Annotated in this window: 14 protein-coding genes and 1 tRNA gene; 11 read left to right on the forward strand and 4 right to left on the reverse strand. The window is 61.9% G+C overall.

What is annotated here, in order from left to right:
- The first annotated feature begins 57 nt into the window (after positions 1–57).
- Together U8330_RS12915 and U8330_RS12920 are read left to right on the forward strand one after the other, a co-directional pair.
- Positions 58–1311, forward strand: coding sequence for a lipase family protein (locus U8330_RS12915; RefSeq protein ID WP_323105678.1), 1254 nt, complete (start codon positions 58–60; stop codon positions 1309–1311).
- Positions 1312–1409: 98 nt separating this feature from the next.
- Positions 1410–2693, forward strand: coding sequence for a hypothetical protein (locus U8330_RS12920; protein WP_323105679.1), 1284 nt, complete (start codon positions 1410–1412; stop codon positions 2691–2693).
- A gap of 34 nt (positions 2694–2727) precedes the next feature.
- On the opposite strand, the gene U8330_RS12925 is transcribed toward U8330_RS12920, so the two are convergent.
- Both U8330_RS12925 and U8330_RS12930 read right to left on the reverse strand, forming a co-directional pair.
- Positions 2728–3729 carry a hypothetical protein gene (locus U8330_RS12925; protein WP_323105680.1) on the reverse strand — a complete coding sequence of 334 codons (1002 nt, stop codon included), beginning with the start codon at positions 3727–3729 and terminating at the stop codon, positions 2728–2730.
- Between the two features lie 213 nt (positions 3730–3942).
- Positions 3943–4019 (reverse strand) — tRNA-Pro (locus U8330_RS12930).
- Between the two features lie 272 nt (positions 4020–4291).
- On the opposite strand from U8330_RS12930, the gene U8330_RS12935 reads away from it, so the two are divergent.
- Both U8330_RS12935 and U8330_RS12940 read left to right on the forward strand, forming a co-directional pair.
- Positions 4292–4702, forward strand: a complete 411-nt coding sequence (locus U8330_RS12935) for a hypothetical protein (protein WP_323105681.1) — start codon at positions 4292–4294, stop codon at positions 4700–4702.
- 211 nt (positions 4703–4913) lie between these two features.
- The gene (locus U8330_RS12940; protein ID WP_323105682.1) at positions 4914–6179 is read left to right on the forward strand and encodes a CHASE3 domain-containing protein; all 1266 of its coding nucleotides are present in this window, start codon (positions 4914–4916) and stop codon (positions 6177–6179) included.
- Between the two features lie 23 nt (positions 6180–6202).
- On the opposite strand, the gene U8330_RS12945 is transcribed toward U8330_RS12940, so the two are convergent.
- Complete coding sequence (locus U8330_RS12945; protein ID WP_323105683.1) at positions 6203–6811, reverse strand: LysE/ArgO family amino acid transporter; 609 nt, start codon at positions 6809–6811, stop codon at positions 6203–6205.
- A gap of 95 nt (positions 6812–6906) precedes the next feature.
- On the opposite strand from U8330_RS12945, the gene U8330_RS12950 reads away from it, so the two are divergent.
- The 7 genes from U8330_RS12950 (at position 6907) to U8330_RS12980 (ending at position 17375) form a co-directional block, all read left to right on the forward strand.
- Entirely contained in the window at positions 6907–7809 is a 903-nt protein-coding gene (locus U8330_RS12950; RefSeq protein ID WP_323105684.1) for a LysR family transcriptional regulator ArgP, read from the forward strand.
- Positions 7810–8198: 389 nt separating this feature from the next.
- Complete coding sequence (gene gmd / locus U8330_RS12955; protein WP_323105685.1) at positions 8199–9332, forward strand: GDP-mannose 4,6-dehydratase; 1134 nt, start codon at positions 8199–8201, stop codon at positions 9330–9332.
- Positions 9332–10273, forward strand: a complete 942-nt coding sequence (locus U8330_RS12960; RefSeq protein ID WP_323105686.1) for a GDP-L-fucose synthase — start codon at positions 9332–9334, stop codon at positions 10271–10273. Before gmd ends, U8330_RS12960 begins: the two co-directional genes overlap by 1 nt.
- The gene (locus U8330_RS12965) at positions 10266–11429 is read left to right on the forward strand and encodes a DegT/DnrJ/EryC1/StrS family aminotransferase (protein ID WP_323105687.1); all 1164 of its coding nucleotides are present in this window, start codon (positions 10266–10268) and stop codon (positions 11427–11429) included. The genes U8330_RS12960 and U8330_RS12965 overlap by 8 nt, the downstream gene beginning before the upstream one ends.
- Before the next feature lie 472 nt (positions 11430–11901).
- A complete protein-coding gene (locus U8330_RS12970) occupies positions 11902–13329 on the forward strand; it encodes a discoidin domain-containing protein (RefSeq protein ID WP_323105688.1) in 1428 nt (475 codons plus the stop codon).
- Between the two features lie 211 nt (positions 13330–13540).
- Positions 13541–15544, forward strand: a complete 2004-nt coding sequence (locus tag U8330_RS12975; RefSeq protein ID WP_323105689.1) for a tetratricopeptide repeat protein — start codon at positions 13541–13543, stop codon at positions 15542–15544.
- Positions 15537–17375, forward strand: coding sequence for a rhamnan synthesis F family protein (locus U8330_RS12980; RefSeq protein WP_323105690.1), 1839 nt, complete (start codon positions 15537–15539; stop codon positions 17373–17375). The genes U8330_RS12975 and U8330_RS12980 overlap by 8 nt, the downstream gene beginning before the upstream one ends.
- A gap of 154 nt (positions 17376–17529) precedes the next feature.
- On the opposite strand, the gene rfbA is transcribed toward U8330_RS12980, so the two are convergent.
- Positions 17530–18402 carry a glucose-1-phosphate thymidylyltransferase RfbA gene (rfbA, locus tag U8330_RS12985; RefSeq protein ID WP_323105691.1) on the reverse strand — a complete coding sequence of 291 codons (873 nt, stop codon included), beginning with the start codon at positions 18400–18402 and terminating at the stop codon, positions 17530–17532.
- Between the last annotated feature and the right edge of the window lie 8 nt (positions 18403–18410).

An 18410-nucleotide genomic window follows, 5' to 3' on the forward strand; every position in this document is an offset into this window, starting at 1 on the left:
ACGGGCGGCGGTTTTGCCTCCGCCTTTTCTCGTTCTTCAGGTCAGGATCCGACGTCGATGGTGCTTTCCGACTGTCTCGCCCGCGTGCAGGAGGGGGCTTCCGGCCTTTCGCGCGCCCCCGCCGCAGCGCCGCCTGCGCAGACGGCGGCAGCGGATGGGCGGGACGGTGAAGCGGAGGCGCTGATCGCCACGCGGCTGGTGCTCCACTGCCCCGGCTTCGAGCCGCTCGATGCGAAGGCCCACCGCGCCCGCTATGTCCGCGCCGCCCGGCAGAGCGCCGCCGTTCACGGCCTCGCCGTTGAGGCTGGTCCGCTAGAGCCCGAAGGCAGCGCCTCGGCCTTCACCGTCACCTGCCGGACGCCGGAGGGCGCGGCGGTGACGAGCCGCATCGTGCTCTTCGACCATGCGGCCCTCGTGGCGCGGCTGACCCGCCGGCCCTTGGCGCGGCGACTGGCCGCGGGCGCGCTCAGCGCGGCGCGGGTGGTGGGCGAAGGCGGGCTTGCCGGCTATCTGCGCCATGGCTGGCGCTTCGCTCTGTTCTTCCTCTTCCCCTTCCTTCTGGTCACGCTGATGCTTGCGGCCAGCGGGCTCGCCGCCGCTTTGCCGGTCCTCTTCGGCTTCTCCTCCGTCCATCTTGCCTGGAGCGGGCCCTTGGCCCTGTTGCTTTTCACCCATGTCCTGCTGCCGCTCGGCAGTCCCTTGCACACGCTGCTGCTCTTTGCCGATTGGGAAATGGCCGTGGCCGTGGCCCGCCAGGACAGCGCCCCGGTCAATGCCTGGCTGGACCAGGCCTTCGAAACCGCGCGCGGTGCGATCGAGAAAGCCGGTGCGGTGGACGAGATCGTCGTCAGCGGCCACAGCATGGGCGCCAGCATCGCCGCCCTGCTGCTCGGCCGGCTGATCGAGCGGGACCCGGCGCGGCTCGTTGCCGCGCGGCTCGCCATGGTCACGCTCGGCAGCGCCATCCTGCAATGCGCGCTGCTGCGCTCGGCCGTACGGCTGCGCGCCGATGTCGGCCGCATCGCCCGCCATCCCGGCCTCGTCTGGGTGGATGTCCAGTGCCTGACCGACCCGATCCACTTTTACAAGGCGCCGGTCGTGGCGCTTTGCGGCCACCCGGATGCCCCGGCCGCCTCGATCCTGCAACTGCGGCTGAAACAGGTGCTGACGCCGGAGCGCTACCGGCGGATCCGCTTGAGCTTCCTGCGCGTTCACCGGCAATATGTGCTGGGGCCGGATCGCCCCGGCCGCTTCGATTTCACGCGGCTGACCGCCGGCCCCCGCCCCGCAGAAAGCCTGCGGGAGCGCTGAGCCCGGCGATTAAGACTTTCTTCATGCTTTTGCGGCCATCGCCCTAATTTGGTCCCCATGCTCCCGTTGTTCGGCTGCGACGAACAGGATGAGCCGAGATGATGCAGCTGCTGCCGACCTGGAACGAGGTTGCCCCCCGCAAGCGCCACCGCGCCAAAGGCCGCGATGCGGCGCGGCTCGCCATGCTCGGCCTGTTCATCCTGGCGCCGCTCTCGGCCATCGCGCTGAGCAGCCTGCCCGACCCCACCCGCCGCCAGCACGCGGCCGAGGCAGAGACTGCGGAGGCGAAGGCGGCAGAGGCCCGGTCCAGCGAGGCTCACACCGCCGAAGCCGCTCCGGAAACGCTGGTGGCGCTCGCCGACCCCGCCTCGCCTCCCGCCGAGGCCGGCGGCGACGACACGGCCCTGCCGGACACCCCGAACTCTGAGAGCCCAGCCGCGCAAACTCCGGCCGCGCAGGCTGCGCCTTCGCCGGCTGAGGCGACGGCCGCCGAAGAGGACCTGCCGGGCGACACAGCCGCGCCGACACCGGGCCCCGCGGCAAAGCCCGCTGCCGGGACCGCCGTTCCGGCCAAGCCGGAAGGCTCTGCGGACCAGAGCGAAACCGCCGCCCGCACAGCACCGGCAACGGCCCCATCGCCCAGGGCCACGCCCGGAGAAGACCTGTCCCCGACAGCCGCCCGCGCGATCGAGCCGAACACGCGACCGGCCGACACGGCGCAGGCCCCCCTCGCCGACGAGGGCGCCCGGCAGCTTGCTCTGGCCGATCCGCAGGCAGAGGCGGGTCTTGCTGCTGGCGGAGCCCCCCGCCCCGCGCCGTCGGCGCAGGCGGCGAATGAGGCCGCGCGTCTGCCGGATCTCGTCGCGCCGCCGCTGCCGGAGGTCGTGCCCGTGCCCCGCCCGCGACCCGTTCTCCGCCGCGTGGCGCGTGGCGATGACGCCGTGCCGGACATGCGCGTCTGGCGCCCGGCCGGCGAAGAGGACTATGCGCCCGCGCCAAGGTCCTCCGCCCGCGCCGCCCATCGCGCAGCGGACGCCTATGGCCGCCCGCCCGCCCCCGGCGCGCCGCTCGTGGATGCCTATGCTGATCCGCCCGAGGCCTATCCGCCGCTTCCGCCCGAGGCCTACGCACCTCTCCCGCCGGAGGCCTATGCCCGCCGCCGCCCGGTCCGCGAACTGCCGCCGGTGCCCATTCCACCGCGTGGCGTGCCCTATGAGGACGAGGTGATCGTCGAAGGCCCGGTTTCGCCCCCCGGCAGCCGCATCCTCGATCTCGCCACCTCCCCCTTCCGCCAAGCCACCCGCCTCCTCGCCCCGCAGCCTCGGGAGGTGGACGAGTGGGGCAGCGATCGGCGATATGTCGAGGAACAACCGGGCTGGTGAGGCAGGAGCAAAGACCTGCCAGGCTCTGTCCGTTTCAGGCCTGACGACCCATGGCAACCCGCAGACTTTGGATGACCGACCGCAAGGTGCTCCTGCGCTGCGGAAAGGCATCGACCAAATTCTGCGTTTCGAACGCTCCATCCGGTGTCGCGACGAGCCAGCCCGGCAGGGGTGCATGAAAGAACGGGTGATAGATCACCTGGGCGTGCGGATTGAGCACGGCACCGACATAGCTGAAGCAGGAAATGCTGGTGACGATAATGTCCGCCGTGGCGATGCGAGCAAAGGACTCCACCGCCGGCTCATCGAAGCGCAGGCGCAGCCCTTTGATGTTCTCGATTTCGTCAAAAGCATCGTCCTCGGGCTCGAACTGGAAATCCTCGGTCAGGTTGTAAGTGCCGCGATCGCTTTTTCCGACCGTGAATTTCTGCGCCCGCTCGGAATGCACCTCGATCAGATGTGGTAGGCCTGCCTTTTGCAGGGCGCGGCGCAGCTGATGAATGACGCCGATGTAATAGCTGTTCGGGATGAGCCGGTTCCGCTCGAGAACATGGATGTCCCCTCGCCGAATGTGCACGGCCACGCGAAGCGGTCGCTTTCCATCCCAGCGATATGCCGGACCTGCAAAAGGTGCGACATCAGAAACCGCGCGCCAGAGATGCGTATTGGAATCAAGAACCGGGTGCGGGTGGGTGATGCGAACGACAAGCGGCGCGGCGCGATCGCGCGCCTGCGCCTTCAGTGCGGTCTCGAAGCCCGGTTGAGGATCCGGCAGGTCGATGACCTCGGCATCGGCCGGCCAGGCCGCGTCCGAGGGGATGGCACAGAGCGCGTTGAATTGATCAGCAAGCGTATCGGTAAAACTTTGCGTTCGCAAAGCCTGAAGGCCCTGATTATCGAGCCGCCAGAGCGGCGAATGGAGGTAGCCAAAGCCGAATTGGCGCGCGAGGCAATAGATCCCGTAGATGCGATAGAGCTGGGCGCCGGCTCCATCCGTATGGGCACGATTGTTATAGGTCAGGAAGATCGGACTCATGGGCACGCTGCCTTCCGTTGGAGATTTGCGAGTATCCTCGGCACGGCAGAGCACGGGGTTGTGCGCAGGATAGTCCCGGTTTAGCCTTCGGTCAGGCTCGCAGGCAAGGCGGCTGCGCTTATCCGCGAACGACATCGTGCGAAAGCCGCTGTCCACACCGCGAAACGGCTCACCCCACAAACGAAAAAACCCCGCCGGAGCGGGGTTTTCGGCTGGTCGGAGTGGAGTGATTCGAACACTCGACCCCCACGTCCCGAACGTGGTGCGCTACCAGACTGCGCTACACTCCGTGACCAGCGGCGCCTCTATAGAACAGGGATTTCCTTTCCACAAGCGGTAAAACACGAAAAAACGGATGATGCGGCAGCGGCTTGTGGATGGGCGGTAGAGACTTTCGGCAACGCTTGCGTTTTTAATCGGTGAAGGCCGGTGCGGTCGATGGTCAGGCGGCGGGTTTGGCGCTAGAGGGCAAGGGACGGTGGAATGGGCTGCGCCTTGCCGGCGCCCTATCTCTGGCCGCCCCCTTTTCTTTTCAGTCTCCGATCATCGAGGAACGATGCTTATGACGCCGCGGATTGTCACCGCCCCTTCCCTTCTCCTGGCTCTCGGCCTGGCCCTTTCCGGCTGCACCACGATCAGCCCTGCCGCCAACCCGATCGAAAGCCGCTGGAACGGCCAGCCGGCCGGCACCTTCTTCGCCCAGTTCGGCCCGCCGATCAGCGATGTGCAGAGCGGCGACAGCACGCTTTACACCTGGAAGGGCGGCTACCGCACGCGCCGCGTCGAGGTGACGCCGGTGAAGGGCGAGCCCAAGACCAAGCGCGCCACCCGCACCGAGCGCCTGAGCTGCAGCGTGCAGCTGACCGTCGGCAGCGATTACGTGATCCGCTCGATCCGCACCGTTTCCGACATCAAGCGCGCCGGCGGGCCCAGCTGGTGCGAAGAGTTCCTGGCCGGCGCCAAGGGCGCCTGAGGGCGAGACCAAACGGTCCGGCGCGCCCCTTCGCCGGACCGTTCGCCGCCCCGCCATCTATGCGGGAGCGGACACTCGGGCGCAGCCAAGCCCGCCGTTTTTCTGATCAAGCACCTGCCCGGACGGCAATGGCAAAGGGGGCGCGGCGCTCTATCTCTCGCCTTTGTGGATGCCGCGCCCGGCCGGGCGGCGGCCGGCGACAGGGACGAGCGTGACGATCGACCAGAACGAGCTTTCTGCCGCCGAGGATACGGCGATCCGCCAGCGCGGGCGCGGCGTCGCCCTGAAGCGCGTCGGCTACGAGGCCCGGCGCAACCTTTTGCCGATCACGCTGGCCGTCGTCATCACGGTCGGCGCGCTGATCGGCTTCTCGCTGTGGATCTCCGACAAGGCGCAGAATGCCGATGCCGCGGTCAACCACACGGTGCGCAACCACCAGCTCCTTTCGGTCGTCCAGTCGCTGCTGCAGGATGCCGAGATCGGTCAGCGCGGCTATATTTTGACCGGCGACCCGTTCTACCTCGAGCCCTATGATCGCGCGCTCTCCGAGATCGATGCGGCGATCAGCGATCTGGAGAGCAATGTTGCCGACAACAGCGTGCAGATCGCCAATGTGGCGGTGCTGCGGTCGCTGATTGTGCAGAAACTGTCCGAACTGCGCCAGAGCGTGCAGCGACGGCGCGAGGGCGACCAGGCCGGCGCGCTGGCCGTGCTGAAGACCGGCCAGGGCAAGGTGCTGATGGACGGCGTGCGCGATGTGCTGGCGCGCATGCGGGCGGAGGAAGACCGGCTGATGGAGGGCCGCGCCGAGCAGGCCAGCCGCGCCGGCTTCATCATGGAAATGATGGTCATCGGCCTGTCGCTGGTGGCAGCGGCGGTGGGGCTGACCATGCTGCATATCGCGCTGCGCCGCGCGCGCTCGGCAGAGGCGGCCCGCGACGAGCTTCTCTCCCGGCTGGACCGCAAGCTGCTCGCCATCCTGGCCGCCGATATTGTCGGCTATTCGCGGCTGATGGAAGGCAACGAGACGGTGACGCTCGACCGCCTGCGCCATGTGCGGGAGCTGGTCGATCCGATCATCGTCGAGCACCAGGGCACGATCGTCAACACGGCGGGCGACAGCGTTCTGGCCGCGTTCGCCAGCGCGCTTTCGGCCATCGACTGTGCGCTGGAAATCCAGGCCTGCATGGAACGGGACAACCGGGAGCTTGCGGAAAACGACCGTCTCTTGTTCCGCATCGGCCTCAATGTCGGCGATGTCATCGTGCGCAACGGCGATGTGTTCGGCGATACGGTCAATGTCGCCGCCCGGCTGGAAGCGCTCGCCAATCCCGGCGGCATCTGTATCTCCCGCACGGTGCGCGACCATATTCGCAAGCAGCGCGATCTCGGCTTCGACGATCTGGGCTTTCAGACCCTGAAGAACATCGCCCACCCGATCAGCGCCTTCCGCGTGCGCCCCGCCCGCGAGGCCTGACGCGCAGAGCCTCAGGCGCCCTCTCAAACCGCCCAAAGCAGCTGCACGGCGATGGCTGTCATGGTTAAGGCGATCAGCCCGTCCAGCACCCGCCAGGCGAGCGGGCGAGCAAAGAGCGGCCTGAGCAGCCGGGCGCCATAGCCGAAGGAAAAGAAGAACAGCGTGGAGCCGGTGATGGCGCCGGCCGCGAAGGAATATTCCGCGCCTGGGAAACGGGTGGCGATGGTGCCGATCAGCACGACCGTGTCGAGATAGACATGCGGATTGAGCCAGGTGATGGCGAGGCAGGTCGCGAGCGTGGTTGCCAGACTGGCCGGCGGTGCCGCAGCGACCCGCAAGGCAGCATCGGAACGGAAGGCGGAGAGGAGGCTGCGCGCCGCATAGACCAGCAGGAAGGCCGCGCCGCCGAGCCGCATGGCCGGATCAAGCCAGGGGAGAAGCGCGCTGACCGCACCGAGCGCCGTGACACCGAGCAAGATTAGGATCGCATCCGACAGGGCGCAGGCGAGACAGACGGCCAGCACATGCTGGCCGATCAGCCCCTGGCGGAGAAGAAAGGCATTCTGCGCGCCGATCGCGACGATGAGGCTGAGACCCATCATCAGGCCGGTCAGATAGATCGAAAGGGTCACGGGGCGTCTCCACAGGCTTGCGAGACCGTCGGATAGATCGCACAGTCGCATTAGGCCAGTTAAACCTGCTAATGCCGATGAAGCGGAGCTAAACCATGATCGACTATGCCGCGCTGCGTGTTCTGGCTGCCGTGATCGAGACCGGCAGTTTTGAGCGGGCGGCGGCGCGGCTGCATGTCACGCCCTCGGCCGTCTCGCAGCGCGTGCGGCAGATGGAGGAGCGTCTGGGCGTCGTGCTGGTCGTTAGGGGAACGCCTTCGGTGGCGACGGAGGCGGGCGACCGTCTCTGTCGCCATTTCGAGACCGTGTCGCTGCTCGAACAGGCCCTCTCGGGCAGCCTGCCGGCGCTCAGCGGCGGAGACAGGGGGCAAGCGGGCGTTACCATTCCCCTGGCGGTCAATGCCGACAGTCTCGACAGCTGGTTCGTCGAGGCGCTGGCCCGCTTCTCCCGCGTCTCACGCCATCAGGTGCGAATTTCGGTAGACGACCAGGACCATACGGCCGAATGGCTGGAGCGCGGCCGCGTGCTGGCGGCTGTCAGCAGTCTTGAGACGACGGTGCCCGGCTGCAAGCGGCATGCGCTGGGGGCGCTGCGCTACCGCGCCACCGCCAGTCCGGAGCTCCTGACGCGCCTGGCACCGGAGGGGGTGACGGCCGAAAGCCTGTCGCGCCTGCCGGTGCTGGTCTTCGACCGGAAGGACGGGCTGCAGGCGGCCTGGATGCGCCAGGTCTTCGGAACCGTAATTCAGGCCCCCGCTTACTGGCTGCCGTCCACCCGCAGCTTTATCGAGGCGAGCCTCGCCGGCATCGGCTGGGGCATGAACCCGGAGCTCCTGGCCATGGAACACCTTGCAACCGGCCGCCTCGTCGAACTCATCCCCAACACCCCCCTCGACATCCCCCTCTCCTGGCAGACCACCCAACTCGCGACCGAACCGCTGAAGGCGCTGACAAAGGCCGTGATGGCGGTGGCGGGGGAGAGGCTGGTGAGAGGGTAAAGGGGAGCGCCGCAGGAGCTCCCGCCTCAGGCTGAGGTTCGCTTCTTCGAAAAAAGGAGACGGTTCATCTGCACAGGACCGACCGTGCTGTGAAGACCAAATTGCTGCCCGCGATCGGGCTGCGCTCCGGGCGCCGATTCGGGGCCCTGCACACTGGCGCGCCACGTCACAGGACGCAAGAACCGCGATCTCTCTTTCACGCCTGAGGCGAGCGCATTTGTCGGTCTCGCGGTAGCTTTTGCCGGCGAACCTGTCTAAGACGCGCTCCATGGCAGGATCGTGCCCGCCAAAGAGACGCTGGGTGTCGAAATGAGATTGACCTTGGACCGTGCCTAGGCCGGAAGCGACCTCGAAGGGTCACGAAGAGATTATTGGAGCGAGCTGAGCGAATGAGCAAAAAGGCTTTGATCACGGGCGTTACCGGCCAGGATGGATCCTATCTGGTCGAATTTCTCCTCTCGAAGGGATATGAGGTTCACGGCATCAAACGCCGCTCCTCCCTGTTCAACACGCAACGCATCGACCACATCTTCCAGGACCCGCACGTGACCGATGCGAAACTGCATCTGCACTACGGCGACCTCAGCGATACGTCCAACCTCACGCGGATTCTCAACGAGGTTCAACCGGACGAGGTCTATAATCTTGGCGCGCAGTCGCATGTGGCCGTCAGCTTTGAAGCGCCGGAGTACACGGCGGATGTCGATGCGCTGGGGACGCTGAGATTGCTCGAAGCAATCCGGTTCCTGGGTTTGGAGAAACGCACCCGCTTTTATCAGGCGTCCACCTCGGAACTTTACGGCCTCGTCCAAGAGATTCCGCAGAGGGAGACGACCCCGTTCCATCCCCGCTCGCCCTATGCAGTCGCGAAGCTCTATGCCTACTGGATCACGGTGAACTACCGGGAGGCCTACGGTCTCTATGCCTGCAACGGTATCCTCTTCAATCACGAGTCACCGCGGCGCGGGGAGACCTTCGTCACGCGCAAGATCACGCGCGGCCTTACAAATATCGCTCAAGGGCTCGAAGACTGCCTGTACATGGGCAATCTGGATGCGCTGCGCGACTGGGGTCACGCAAAGGATTATGTCCGCATGCAATGGATGATGCTCCAGCAGGATCGGCCGGAAGACTACGTGATCGCGACAGGCGTTCAATACTCGGTACGTGACTTTATTCGCTGGTCGGCCGAGGAGCTGGGTGTCACGCTTGAATTCCGCAATCAGGGCGTCGAGGAACATGCGGTCGTCGCCGCAATCTCCGGCGACAAGGCCCCCGCGCTGTCGCCGGGTGACGTGATCGTTCGCGTCGATTCGCGCTACTTCAGGCCTGCGGAGGTCGAAACCCTCCTCGGCGATCCAACCAAGGCCCGGGAACAGCTCGGCTGGGTGCCGGAGATCACAGCGCAGGAGATGTGCATCGAAATGGTGCAGGAAGACCTCAAGGTCGCCCAGCGGCAGGCGTTCCTGAGGGCGCACGGCCACGATGTGGTGGTCTCCGTCGAGCAGCATGGTGGTCGCTGATGAAGGTCTGGCTCACCGGCGGATCCGGCATGGTGGGGCGAAACGTGCAAGAGCGCGTCGCCCGCCAGGACGGCGCAGCAGCCGGCCTCGTCCTTCTTGCCCCGCGCCACTCTGAAGTCGACCTGCTCGATGCCTCGGCGATCGATGCATTTCTCGAGCGCGAACGCCCCGACGCCGTCATTCACGCGGCAGGCACGGTCGGAGGGATCCAGGCAAACATCGCGTCCCCGGTTCGCTTCCTCCAAGAAAACATTCTGATGGGGACGAATGTCGTGATGGGCGCGCGCCGCGCCGGCATCACCCGGCTCATCAATTTGTCGAGTTCCTGCGTCTATCCTCGCAATGGCCAGAACCCGCTTCGCGAGGACATGATCCTGACCGGCGAGCTGGAGCCGACGAATGAAGGCTATGCGATTGCCAAGATCGCGACCGCCCGTCTTTGCGACTACATCAGTCGGGAAGACCCCTCCTTCCTCTACAAGACACTGATCCCCTGCAACCTCTACGGTCGACACGATAAGTTTGATCCGGTCCACTCCCATATGATCCCCGCCGTGATTGCGAAGATCGCCAAGGCGAAGGACGAGGGCGCGCAGGAGGTGGAGATCTGGGGCGACGGCCAGTCGCGCCGGGAATTCATGTATGCCGGCGACGTCGCCGACTTCATCGTCGAGGCTCTCGCCCGCATCGAAGCGCTGCCGGCCTATATGAATGTCGGACTCGGCTATGATTACACGATCAACGAGTACTACCAGGCTGTCGCGCACGTCCTCGGCTATGACGGCGCGTTCCGCCATGACCTGACGAAACCGACCGGCATGAGACAGAAACTCGTCTCGACGGAGACATTGAAGGCCTTCGGATGGTCCGCCCCGACATCGCTTGAGGAGGGCCTGCGCAAAACTCTCGACTTTTATCGAAATGGACAGAGCCATGATTGACCTTAAGCTAGCCACAGACAGCTGGGATGAGAAGGAATACGCTGCCATCCAGCGCGTCATCGAGTCCGGCATGTTTTCCATGGGCCGCGAAGTCGAGGCCTATGAACGTCAGTTTGCCGATTTCTTCGGTTCGAAGCATGCCGTCATGGTGTCGTCCGGCTCCACGGCGAACCTGCTCATGGTGGCTGCATTGTTCTTCACGAAGTCGCCGCGGCTGCAGCGCGGCGATGAAGTCATCGTGCCGGCCGTATCCTGGTCCACCACCTACTTCCCGCTGCAGCAATATGGCTTGAAGCTTGTCTTCGTCGATATCGATCCCGCGACGCTCAATCTCGACCTTGCCAAGCTGGAGGGAGCGATCACTGACAAGACACGCGCGATTTGCCTGGTCAACCTGCTGGGCAACCCGAATGATTTTGCGCAGATCAAGCGCATCATTGGGCAGCGGGATATCACCCTGATCGAAGACAACTGCGAATCGATGGGCGCGACGTTCGAAGGCCGGCAGGCCGGCACCTTCGGTATTATGGGAACCTTCAGCTCGTTCTATTCCCACCATATCGCGACAATGGAAGGCGGATGTGTCGTCACGGACGACGAGGAACTCTACCATGTTCTTCTTTCGCTGCGCGCCCATGGCTGGACCCGGAACCTCCCGAAGCACAACCACGTCACCGGTGTGAAGAGCGACGATCCATTCGAGGAATCGTTCCGCTTCGTCCTTCCCGGTTACAATGTGCGCCCGTTGGAGATGAGCGGCGCCATCGGCCGCGAGCAGTTGCGCAAGCTCCCCGACTTCATTCGCGTTCGGCGCGAAAATGGAAAGGTGTTTCAGGATCTCTTCGGCAATCATCCCTATCTGATGATCCAAGAAGAGGTTGGAGCAAGCAGCTGGTTCGGCTTTGCGATGACCTTGCGTCCTGGTGCGGAACTCACCCGTAAGCAGCTGCTCGACCGGCTCCGGGCCGAGAATGTCGACGTGCGTCCGATCGTCGCCGGAAACTTCGTCAAGAACGAGGTGATCCGCTTCTTCGACTACCGTGTCGCAGGCGACCTGGCCGGTGCCGAACGGATCGACACGCACGGGTTCTTTATCGGCAATCATCAGGTCCCCGTCGGTGACAAACTGAAGGCCGTCCGAGCGATCCTCGATTAGCGCATCGTCGGTGATCACGAGCTTCCCACAGGTGCGTTCTGCTTCTGTGCCTGCCGCTCGGTCGACCGCCGCAGCATGCATGCTTTGGCAAGAGCGCTGCGGCAGGCAGGTTCCAAGACCGTGATTCTTTGGGCCCAGCCCTGTCTCGTGACGCAGCCTTCGGGGCTGCGTCACAACTGAGGCGGGGAGATCGCGGATAGAAGCAGCGTCGAAGGGCTTCAGCGTTAGGCGCCGCTCAAGAAGCCGCAGGCTTGTGCAAGGTCGTCTCAAGAGACCGAAGAGACTGGGATAACAGCAGAGACTGAAATTCGGTTCTTTTCTTCCCCGCGCCGTTGCGCTACTCCTTCGCAGGCAAGCATGCTGTCGAGAAGCAGTCGTAAAAGACGTTCGTACTAGCCGACTGACGACAAGGTGAGTGACGAGTAGCCGCGCGACGGATCGCGCAATCATCCATCGAGTGAGCGAGGACACTTTGAGCGTCTATCCCTTGTCCTTCCCCGACCTGAACCTCACCAATATAGCGCCGATTGGAACAGCCGAGCAAAGCTCTCTATCAGTCTGGTCGAGCGCGCTGGGCGCAAACGGTGTTCTTCGAGATCAATGCCCAGAGGACTTCGGCTTCCACACGGATGAGGAGGATCAGCCGTGGTGGATCGTGGATCTGCACCGGCCCTTCCCTCTCGAAGCCATTGTGCTGCACAACCGCCGAAACGGTTTTACGGACAAGGCAAAGACCATCACTGTCAGCACCTCGCTCGACAAGACAGAGTGGACCACGATTCATGCCGGGCTCAGCTTCTTCGGACCGGGCAACGGCGCCCCGCCCCTTGCCCTCCCTCTTCGCGGTCAGATCTGGGCACGTTTCGTCAAGCTCCAGCTGACGGAGCGGAATTATTTTCATCTTTCCCAGGTTGAGATCTTTGTCGAAACCGCGCGGTTCCGCGTGGCCGAGATTGCCGATCAACTCGGTGTGTCTTTACCGATGACGCATCAGCCCGGCTCCGTCTATCCGGAAAATTACGAAATCCTTCTGCCAGAAAGCCGCTTCGCCTTTGCGCGGCTGATCGGCCTCAACGTGAACCAGAACGGCGCATTCGGAAATTGTGTCACGCAATATGCCAATGCGATCGAGCTCGCGCGCAGAGCCGGTCTACCCTATGTACAGGTGGCTGCCGGGGGGCTTGTGCAACTCGACGCTCCGCTTGCGGTCGATGGCATCACGCTCTTGCCCTCCGATCATCCACGACCTGCGAACGGCGCGTTCCTGAAGGGCTACTTCTTTCATACCGAGCCAGCCGGCAACCGCACCAATGAGAGCTATCACGCCGTTATCAGCCAGGCCGTCCGAAAAATCTTCCCCGCAATTGTCTCGGACACAAAGCCACCCCGGGAACTTTGTATTCACATTCGATCCGGCGACATCTTCTCGACATGGGTTCATGCGGACTACGTCCAACCGCCCCTCGCCTTCTACAAGCTGGTGATCGAAACGCTTCGCAGCGAGAACGCGATCTCCTCGGTCAAGCTCGTGTTCGAAGACCGCAGAAATCCTGTGATCGACCCGCTAGAGGCCTTCCTGGTCGAGAATAGTATCTCCTACACATGTCAGAGCGGCAGCGTCGTAGAAGACATCAGTGCCATCGCCAACTCGCGCTACATGGCCTTCGGATACGGCACCTTCGGCCCTGCCGTCTGTCACTTTTCCGAGGAGATCGATACAGTCTTCAATTTCGTTCCGGAAGGCGGCCAGCGCTTTCCTCGCATCCCGAACATCCGCCGAATTATCGACGTCGTCGATGGGTCAGGGGATTATATTCGGGTTGGAGCTTGGCAGAACAGCGAGAACCAACGCGCATTGATGGTCGACCACCCGACCGACAAGTTGAATATGCTTATTTAGCATAACAACAACAGTCTTGATGCACTGCACAATCATTTGCCGAAGAGGCAAATCATGCTATTTGCGGCCAGCATTGAACTCGAGGCGAGCTCTGAAGCAGCTGAGTCCCGTCTGAACTCCCACAAGCGAAGCATGTCTTGTCGTACCTGAATCCGCTAGGCTCCGCCGCGTTTTTTTGGCGACTGCAGCGCATGCTGCCGAGAGAAAAACCATGATCTTTGATAGCATTTTCGCGAGATTCAACCTCATTTCAGAGAAGAAGAGTCAGGCGACTAAGCTGGTTGAGCGCGCTGATCATGCAAATCGTGCTAGAAACTGGGGTCAGGCAGCAAAATATTACGAGAAGGCACTAGCGATCCTTGCCGATAACGACGGGCTGTGGGTGCAATACGGACACAGCCTTAAGGAACAGGGAAAACTTGAGCAGGCAGAGAAGGCCTACCGTACGGCTATTGGGCTCAACGGACAAAACGCCGACACCCATCTTCAGCTTGGCCACCTCCTTAAATTGCGGGAGGATTTCAGCGGTGCGGCTAAGTCATATGAGGATGCACTGCGCATCGACCCCAACTTCAGCTTCGCGCGCGACGAACTGAATAATCCGGGGCTTCATATCGCAGTTGCGAAGACCAAGCCACGTGATGAAACGGTTAAAATTCTTCTACCCTACTTCGACGAGGCATATTATCTCGAGCGAAATCCAGACGTCGCACAGTCAAAAGTGGATCCCCTCGCGCATTTTTGCAACGATGGCTGGAAGGAACACCGTAATCCGACAGGTTGGTTCGACACGGCCTTCTACCTCAGGACGAACGGCGACGTCCGGTCATCCGGCATCAATCCGTTTCTCCATTATGTCTTATATGGAAAGGAGGAGGGCCGCAATACAAAAGAAACATCTGATGAACGGCTGGGTCTTCTGGCGTCTCTTCGCGACGTTTCTCGGCCGGCCCCTCCGGTTTTTTCAGGCGTACACGGCAGCGATGCCGCGCTGACTGCTGCAGTTTCCGATGCCATCTCGGCGCATCCGCGCGGCTTGGTCGTTTCCGTTAGTCATTCCTGTTATATTGAGGTCGTTGCCGGCACAGAGCTCGTCGTAGGCAAGGAACAGCTGAAGTTCAACGACGCGAAATATGCCTACATACACCTCTCCCCAGCGTCCTTCTCTGATTTCGTGTTCGAGACAGAGCCCGAAGACACGCACTGCAAAGTCGTCGTCGATGGTGTGCTCATCGGCGTTTACACAGTCGCGTCGGTGATCGAGGTTCTTGGCCGACAGACATCGTCTCCGACGCCTCGGATCTTCGCTATCCACTCCGTGCTCGGCCACAGCCTGGAAGCGCTCTATTCACTGCATGATCACTTCAAGCCGACGAAATCCTACTTCTGGCTGCATGATTATGCGAGCCTGTGCACCGGCTACAACCTTTTGAGAAATCAGATCGACTATTGCGGGGCACCACCGCTCGACTCCGTGGCTTGCTCTCTGTGCATTTTCGGCCAGGAAAGGCATCGGCGGGTCAAGCAGATGAAGGCGCTGTTTGACCGCATCAGCTTCCACGTCTTGTCCCCGTCGCAGATCGCGCTCGACATTTGGCTGAAATCGTTCGACGGCGTCTGGTCGGAGGCATCCGTTGTTCCTCACGGAACCCTTGTCGAGAACAAGGCACAGAACGTCCCGGCGAGTGACAAGAAGATCGTGAAGGTTGCTTTCGTAGGCTATCCCGTCGAACATAAGGGTTGGCGAACCTTCAAGGCGATCGTAGGCTCCAATCGTTTTGACGATCGCTACGAGTTTATCCACTTCGTCAGCGAAAAATTCAAACACGATCCCGATAGAGATATCCGGCGCGTTCACACCGAGATTTCCGCGCTTTCCGAGCGATCGGTCATCGACCTCTTGCGTGAACACGATATCGACGTCGTGGTCATTCCATCAGGATGGCCTGAGACATTCTCCTTCGTCACCTTCGAGTCGATCGCCGCTGGCTGTCTTGTTCTCACCGTCAAGGACAGCGGAAACGTGGCCGCAACGGTGCGCGGACTGAACAAGGGTGAGGTGTTCGAAACCTCAGCGGCGCTTGAATCCTTCTTCCAAGGCACAGGCGTTGAAGAGCTTCTCGAGAAGCGAAGCCCGTCAAAGCAGCGGTTCGACTTCCTGTTCACCGGCACCACGTCCGAAGCAGTCAATGCCCTTGGGAAATTCAATGCCTAAAGTCCACGTCTACACCAGCTTCTCCTACGCCTACCTGTCCCGTGCGCGCATCCTTGCGCAGTCGATCAGACGCACTCACCCGGACTGGGTGATCTGGGCTGTCCTTGTTGACCGGCCGCCGCCCGGCTTTAGCGAAACGGCCTGGCAGTCGGACTTCGACGAGATTCTCGATCCGGAAGTCCTGTTTCCGGACTGGAAGGCCTTCGTGTTCAAACACGACATCGTTGAGGCGTGCACGGCGGTGAAGGGGCGAGCTCTGCAGCACCTTCTGGCGTCTGGTGCGGACAAGGTCGTCTACCTTGATCCCGATATTGCCGTTTTCCACTCTCTCCAACCGATCATCGACAAACTGGATACGGCATCCGTCGTTCTCACACCTCACCAGGTCGACCCGAATGAAAGCGTGGATGACTTCCGTGACAACGAGCAGATTTCCCTAAAATACGGAATCTACAATCTTGGGTTCATCGCTGTAAAGAACGATCCAGTCGGTAACGCTGTCGCTGACTGGTGGGCAACTTGCCTTTATCGAGCATGCTATGACGAGATCGAAAACGGTATTTTCACCGATCAGAAATATTGCGATCTCATCCCTTGTCTGTTCGATAACGTCTATATCGAGCGCAAGCCCGGGTTCAACGTTGCGAGCTGGAACATCAGCCGCCGCCATCTGAAAATCGAGCATGATGGCAACGTGAAGGTGAACGACGATCTTCTACGCTTCTACCATTTCACAAAGATCAATTCGGACGGCGAAGGGATGACGAAGCGCTTCGCGGCCGGAAACTATTCCGTTTTCGAAGTTTGGAATTGGTACAAAAGGCAGTTGCTGGCTCTTGAAGTGCCTGGAATCCCGGGTCGGTACTGGCACTATTCCGCCCTCGACGATGGTACGGCCATTCCGAAATCCGTAAGGGTTTTCTTCCGGCAAAACCTGGCGGCGATCCAGGCGGACGATCCCTTTTCCGTCGAGCCGGGATCATTCGCCGCGCGTTTTCGTGTCAGTGGCAAGAAGCGGTACTTCAATCCGTTGCGCAAACCCAGCCAGACGAAGATTGCCTGCGTCATTCACGCGTTCTATCCCGAACTTCTCGACGAGATGCTGGCAGAGCTTTCCGAATACCGCGGGAACCTGAAGCTTTTCCTGACCGTACCGAGCGACAAGGTCGGCGCTGTCAAGGATGTCCTGTCTCAGTACAAGTTCGAAGCAGAGATTCTCGCCTGCGCCAATCGTGGCCGCGACGTTCTCCCGTTCCTTACGGCGCTGAAAAAGATCGATCCCGAAGAATTCAGTTTGGTCCTCAAGCTGCACACCAAGCGGTCCAAACATCTTCAGAACGGCGAGGCATGGCGTCGAGAACTGCTGGCATGCTTTACCAAGCCGCAGGAGTTGGAAGCCGCCGTGAAGATCTTCGACGATCGACCCGACATCGGCATTCTCGGCCCATCCGGACACAATGTTTCGATGGAAGGCTACATGGGAAGCAATGAAGGAAGGCTTTCGGATTTGAAGCGGCGGATGGGTGTGGGCGATATACGGAACGCCAAGCTCGGCTTCATCGCCGGCTCCATCTTCATGGCCAGGCCGGCTGCGCTCGAAGCCCTTCTCGATCTTGATCTGACGGAAGAGGATTTTGAGAGCGAAGCGGCACAAACAGATGGCACACTGGCACATGCCATCGAGCGCGCGTGGACATTTGCAGCCAGCGCCCGGCTCCTCAAGGTCGCAACCAAGCCGATCTCGACGGCGCAGGGGCAGCTCCGCGTCGACGACACCATCGCAACGTCCTATGACTTTGCGCCGCGCAGTCACGAGATCGCAGCGGAGTAAGGTACCCGACGGCCTGTTGGCTTCGTCGAGACAAAAAAAGGCCCTGTGGAGAGAGACCACAGGGCCGTTCCTCGTTGTTCCAGCCGTTCATTGCCACTTGGGTTCGCGCGGCATTCACGATGGCCGCGGCATCCCCTGCTCGATCGGGAAGCAGTTAGATGAGGCCTCCGGCGACGGCGAGAAGATACTTGCCGTATTCGCTCTTGCCGAGCTTCCTGCCAAGCTGCTCCAACTGATCCACATCGATAAAGCCTTGATGGAACGCCACTTCTTCCGGGCAATTGATCTTAATGCCCTGTCGCCTCTGCAGAGTGCCGACGAACTCACCGGCCTCCAGCAGGCTGTCCGGCGTTCCGGTATCCAGCCATGCGTAGCCTCGACCCATCCGCTCAACGTTCAGCCGACCACGCTCGAGATAGATCCGATTGACGTCCGTGATCTCGAGCTCGCCCCGCGCTGAGGGCCTCAGATTTGCGGCGATGTCCACGACGGCCGCATCGTAGAAATAGAGACCGGTCACCGCCCATGTCGAGCGCGGGTTGACTGGTTTCTCCTCGATGGACAGCGCCCGCATCTCCTTGTCGAACTCGACGACGCCGTAGCGTTCCGGATCCTGCACGTGGTAGGCAAAGACGGTGGCGCCTTCCTTCCTGGCAGCGGCGCTCTTGAACAGGTCGGTAATGCCGTGCCCGTAGAAGATGTTGTCACCGAGCACGAGGCAGGAGGAATCCGAGCCGACGAAATCGGCGCCAATGATATAGGCTTGCGCGAGCCCGTCCGGAGAAGGTTGCTCCGCATAGGAGAGCGAGATGCCCCAAGCCGATCCGTCTCCAAGCAGGCGCTGGAAGTTGGGCAGATCATGCGGCGTCGAGATGATCAGGATCTCACGAATTCCCGCTAGCATCAGCGTAGAAAGCGGATAGTAGATCATCGGCTTGTCATAAACCGGCATCAGTTGTTTGGAAGTAACAAGCGTCATCGGATGGAGGCGCGTGCCGCTTCCACCTGCAAGAATGATACCCTTCATATAGTCCT

The sequence above is a fragment of the Rhizobium sp. CC-YZS058 genome, assembly GCF_034720595.1.
Taxonomy (GTDB): Bacteria; Pseudomonadota; Alphaproteobacteria; order Rhizobiales; family Rhizobiaceae; genus Ferranicluibacter.

What these genes read in the sequence shown, in the direction of transcription:
- U8330_RS12915 (WP_323105678.1), top strand. Translation starts at nt 58, where the DNA reads ATGGTGCTTTCCGACTGTCTCGCCCGCGTGCAGGAGGGGGCTTCCGGC.
- U8330_RS12920 (WP_323105679.1), top strand. Translation starts at nt 1,410, where the DNA reads ATGATGCAGCTGCTGCCGACCTGGAACGAGGTTGCCCCCCGCAAGCGC.
- U8330_RS12925 (WP_323105680.1), bottom strand. Translation starts at nt 3,729, where the DNA reads ATGAGTCCGATCTTCCTGACCTATAACAATCGTGCCCATACGGATGGA.
- U8330_RS12935 (WP_323105681.1), top strand. Translation starts at nt 4,292, where the DNA reads ATGACGCCGCGGATTGTCACCGCCCCTTCCCTTCTCCTGGCTCTCGGC.
- U8330_RS12950 (WP_323105684.1), top strand. Translation starts at nt 6,907, where the DNA reads ATGATCGACTATGCCGCGCTGCGTGTTCTGGCTGCCGTGATCGAGACC.
- gmd (WP_323105685.1), top strand. Translation starts at nt 8,199, where the DNA reads ATGAGCAAAAAGGCTTTGATCACGGGCGTTACCGGCCAGGATGGATCC.
- U8330_RS12960 (WP_323105686.1), top strand. Translation starts at nt 9,332, where the DNA reads ATGAAGGTCTGGCTCACCGGCGGATCCGGCATGGTGGGGCGAAACGTG.
- U8330_RS12965 (WP_323105687.1), top strand. Translation starts at nt 10,266, where the DNA reads ATGATTGACCTTAAGCTAGCCACAGACAGCTGGGATGAGAAGGAATAC.
- U8330_RS12975 (WP_323105689.1), top strand. Translation starts at nt 13,541, where the DNA reads ATGATCTTTGATAGCATTTTCGCGAGATTCAACCTCATTTCAGAGAAG.
- U8330_RS12980 (WP_323105690.1), top strand. Translation starts at nt 15,537, where the DNA reads ATGCCTAAAGTCCACGTCTACACCAGCTTCTCCTACGCCTACCTGTCC.
- rfbA (WP_323105691.1), bottom strand. Translation starts at nt 18,402, where the DNA reads ATGAAGGGTATCATTCTTGCAGGTGGAAGCGGCACGCGCCTCCATCCG.